Raw genomic sequence first — 3,668 nt, 5'->3', positions numbered from 1 at the left:
CCCCCCCCCCCCCCCCCCCCCCACGCCCGTTTCACCTGCAAAGGAATGACATGTTTCACCAAACTGATATCCGCACGCTGCGGCCCGGGCTCACGCCCTTCCCCACCGACGTATTCACCGCCGACCAGCCGTGGCTGGGGCGACATCTGCTGCCACTGATCAGCATCGACCTGGGCGTATTGCGCCCGGCGCTGACCGGCACCATTGCCACGATGCTGTGCCCGATCGAACCGGATGAAGGCTGCATCGGCGAAGAGACCGCAGCGCACCACACCGAGTTCACCGGCACGAACTGGATCGCATTCGAGCTGACCGCCGATAACCGCATGCGATTCCTGGGGGAGGAAGGCTATTTCCTCGGCGATCAGGTGGCAGACAAACACGTCACCGAAATGACGGAGAGCTACGCCAAGGCGCATGCCTACTTCCAGTCGCATGGCCGCCTGGCCAGCTACTCGCGATACGGCGACGGCAGCGCAGGCGAGCAGGCCTATCTTGACGTGCTGGGCGGACAGGTGTCGAACGGCAACTGGGTTGAAACCGCGCCGATTCCGGCGGCGTTCGCGCTGACATTCACCGCTGCCGCCTACGACCGGCATGCGCCGGAGGATGCCGAGCGCGTCATCATCAGCCGCGACGGCAACCCGTTCTTCTCGGTCGCCGAAGTCGCCGGCTACAACTGGTGCGCGGCAGGCCCGGATGCCATCGTGATGCTGTACGAGCCACACAGCCGCACCGTGCTGTTTTCCTTCGACTGGTCGTAGACGGTCGCTCCCGGCTGCGCAGCGTTGCGATCCTCACTTCAACGCGCTGCGCACCTGCAACGTTCCATCCACCTTGCGCCCATCTTCCAGGCTCAGCCGCAACGGCAGCTGTGCGCCTTCCTTCAGCGCCACCTCCGGCTGCATCAACATCAGATGCAGTCCGCCAGGTTTGAGCGCGACCGTCGCCCCCGCGGCGATCGGCAGGCGTTCCACCGCGCGCATGCGGCTGACGCCGTCAACCAGCGTGGTTTCGTGCAGCGAGACATCGCCGAACGCCTTGCTGCCAGCAGCGACCACCACCACCGCCTCACGGCAGTCATTGCGGATCTGGCCGTAGCCGGCCGCCATCGGCATCGCGCCCGGCGGCAAACGTACCCAACCGTCGCGCAGTGACACACAGGCTGGCTCTGCCGCCACGGCTGATGTTGCGAACGCACACAGCCCCAACAATACGCACACGAATGGTTTGGTTATCATCGGCTTCGTTCCCTGTCCGCAACGAGACTGCAGCATGACGACGCTCATCGAGGTGATCAACCATGGCCCCATCCGCGAACTGCGGCTGGCCAGGCCACCGGTCAACGCGTTGGACACCGAACTGTGCCGGCACCTGATCCACGCAATCAACCAGGCCATGTCCGATGACGTGCACGGCATCGTGCTGTCCGGCAGCGAGCGCATCTTCAGCGCCGGCATGGACGTGCCGCACCTGCTCGGCCACGGCGATGACAAACACAAGCTGCTGGACAGCTGGCAGGCCTTCTTCGGCGCCGTGCGCACCCTGGCCGAATGCCGCGTGCCGGTGGTCGCCGCCCTGACCGGGCACGCCCCGGCCGGCGGCTGCGTGCTCGCCCTGTGCTGCGACTACCGGATCATCGCGCGCAGCCCCGATGCCGCCCGTCCCACGGTGATCGGCCTGAACGAAGTGCAGGTCGGACTGGTCGCGCCGGAGGGCATCCAGCGCCTGATGCGCCGCGTGGTCGGCCACCACCGGGCCACCACCCTGCTGGTCGGCGGCGAAATGGTGCCGGCCGAGCGTGCGCTGCAGATCGGGCTGGTCGATGAGGTGGTTGATGCGGATCGGGTGGTCGCCCGCGCCGTGGCCTGGCTGCAGGGCCTGCTCACGCTGCCGCGCCAGCCGATGCTGCTGACCCGCGCGATCGCCCGTGCCGACCTGCATGAGGCCCTGCACGCCGACCTGATCCAGCTGGATCGCTTCATCGAGGCCTGGTACGCCCCGGACGCCCAGCAGGCGCTGCAGGGGCTGGTGGCCAGGCTGGGCAAGGCCTGAAGCCCGGCAAACGCCAACGCCCCGGTAGTGCCGGCCGCTGGCCGGCAACCAGGCAATGAACGATCGAAGTGGTGCGTGATTGCCGGCCATGGGCCGGCACTACCCTATAATTTGCGCTCGCCCACCCCAGGTTGCTTCCCTTGTCCGCCACGCACGAACCCGTCGTTTCCGAGCTGATCGACCTGCTCTCGCTTGAACGCCTGGAAGACAATCTGTTCCGCGGCCAGAGCCGCGATATCGGCACCAAGTACGTTTTTGGCGGCCAGGTGCTGGGCCAGGCGCTGTCCGCCGCCCAGAAGACGGTCGAGAATGGCCGTCACGTGCATTCGTTGCATGCCTACTTCCTGCGCGCCGGCAACATCGACCATCCCATCGTCTACGACGTGGACCGCACCCGTGACGGCGGCAGCTTCTCCGTGCGCCGGGTCACCGCGATCCAGCACGGCAAGGTGATCTTCTTCTGTGCGGCCTCGTTCCAGCAGGCCGAGACCGGCGCCGAGCACCAGCACAAGATGCCGGAAGTGCCGCAGCCGGAAGACATCGAGCCGAACCAGCCACTGCCGCAGGCCGTCCTGGATCGTCTGCCGATCAAGGTGCAGCGCTGGCTCTCGCGGGGCGGCCCGTTCGAGTTCCGCCATGTCTACCCGCGCGACGAACTCCATCCGCCCAAGCGCCCGCCGTACCACCAGGTCTGGCTGCGCCTGAACGAGACCGTCGGCGATGCCCCGGAGCTGCACCAGGCGCTGCTCGCCTACGCCTCGGATTTCCACCTGCTCGGCACCGCGACCTTCCCGCACGGCATCAGCTACTACCAGCCGCACGTGCAGATGGCCTCGCTGGACCATGCGATCTGGTTCCACCGCCCGTTCCGCGCCGACGACTGGCTGCTGTACTCGCTGGACAGCCCCAGCGCGCAGGATTCGCGTGGCCTGGCCCGTGGCCAGTTCTTCACCCGCAACGGCATCCTGGTCGCCAGTACGGCGCAGGAAGGCCTGATCCGCGTGGTCGACGACAGCGCCGCGGCCGCCGCCGTGCCGGCCAAGGACTGACATGAGACAGATCTTCAACAGCCAGCGCGTGGAAACCGTCGAAGGCGTGGCCCAGCTGCTGCGCGACGCCGGCATCGAGGTGCGCATCACCAACGGACGCTCGTACCACAGCAAGCGCGGCAGCCAGTTCAGCTATCTGGACAAGGAAAAGGCCACTACCCACCCGACCCTGTGGGTGGTGCATGCCGATGACCAGCCCCGCGCCCGCGAGATCCTGCGCGATGCACGCCTGCTGGAAACCACCCGCCGCGACCACCCGACCGCGCAGTTCGCGTTCCGCGACGAGGTCGCCCAGAACGATGCGCCGCGCAACTGGGCCTGGCGCATCCGTATCGGGCTGCTGCTGGTGATCGCCGCCGTGGCGATGGTGGTGGTCATGCGCCACCGCGGCACCCCGGTCGTGGCGCCCGCGCCGGCCCCGGCGGTGCAGCCGGCTGCGTCGCCGACCGCACCGGCAGCCACCCCGCCGGAAGAAGAGGAAGTGCGGGTCCGGATCCAGCCCACCGAATAACGGGTAGTGGGGGGGGGGGGGGGGGGGGGGGGGGGGTTGGGGGCCTGCAGAGC

Annotated in this window: 5 protein-coding genes; 4 read left to right on the top strand and 1 reads right to left on the bottom strand. The window is 67.8% G+C overall.

The genetic code is table 11. The features are described from left to right. Positions 1-764, top strand: a 764-nt coding sequence (locus ACE026_RS15325) for a hypothetical protein (protein WP_486039700.1), incomplete at its 5' end; no start/stop codon positions are given. Positions 765-797: 33 nt separating this feature from the next. Here ACE026_RS15325 and ACE026_RS15320 read toward each other — a convergent pair. Beyond that, positions 798-1,241 (bottom strand): copper chaperone PCu(A)C, encoded by a 444-nt coding sequence (locus ACE026_RS15320; RefSeq protein ID WP_486039793.1) that lies wholly within the window; start codon positions 1,239-1,241, stop codon positions 798-800. Between the two features lie 34 nt (positions 1,242-1,275). On the opposite strand from ACE026_RS15320, the gene ACE026_RS15315 reads away from it, so the two are divergent. The 3 genes from ACE026_RS15315 (at position 1,276) to ACE026_RS15305 (ending at position 3,615) form a co-directional block, all read left to right on the top strand. After that, positions 1,276-2,055 carry an enoyl-CoA hydratase/isomerase family protein gene (locus tag ACE026_RS15315; protein ID WP_486039699.1) on the top strand — a complete coding sequence of 260 codons (780 nt, stop codon included), beginning with the start codon at positions 1,276-1,278 and terminating at the stop codon, positions 2,053-2,055. Between the two features lie 140 nt (positions 2,056-2,195). After that, positions 2,196-3,104 carry an acyl-CoA thioesterase II gene (gene tesB / locus ACE026_RS15310; RefSeq protein ID WP_176990062.1) on the top strand — a complete coding sequence of 303 codons (909 nt, stop codon included), beginning with the start codon at positions 2,196-2,198 and terminating at the stop codon, positions 3,102-3,104. A 1-nt stretch (position 3,105) separates the two neighbouring features. Continuing rightward, positions 3,106-3,615, top strand: coding sequence for a putative signal transducing protein (locus ACE026_RS15305; RefSeq protein WP_123728660.1), 510 nt, complete (start codon positions 3,106-3,108; stop codon positions 3,613-3,615). The last annotated feature ends 53 nt before the right edge of the window (positions 3,616-3,668 follow it).

This window comes from Stenotrophomonas sp. AGC87 (assembly GCF_057333975.1).
This window is presented reverse-complemented; position numbering and strand designations above follow the sequence as displayed.

Bases quoted from the DNA above. Each gene is read 5' to 3' on its own strand.
- ACE026_RS15305 (WP_123728660.1), top strand. From the start codon at position 3,106: ATGAGACAGATCTTCAACAGCCAGCGCGTGGAAACCGTCGAAGGCGTG.
- ACE026_RS15320 (WP_486039793.1), bottom strand. From the start codon at position 1,241: ATGATAACCAAACCATTCGTGTGCGTATTGTTGGGGCTGTGTGCGTTC.
- ACE026_RS15315 (WP_486039699.1), top strand. From the start codon at position 1,276: ATGACGACGCTCATCGAGGTGATCAACCATGGCCCCATCCGCGAACTG.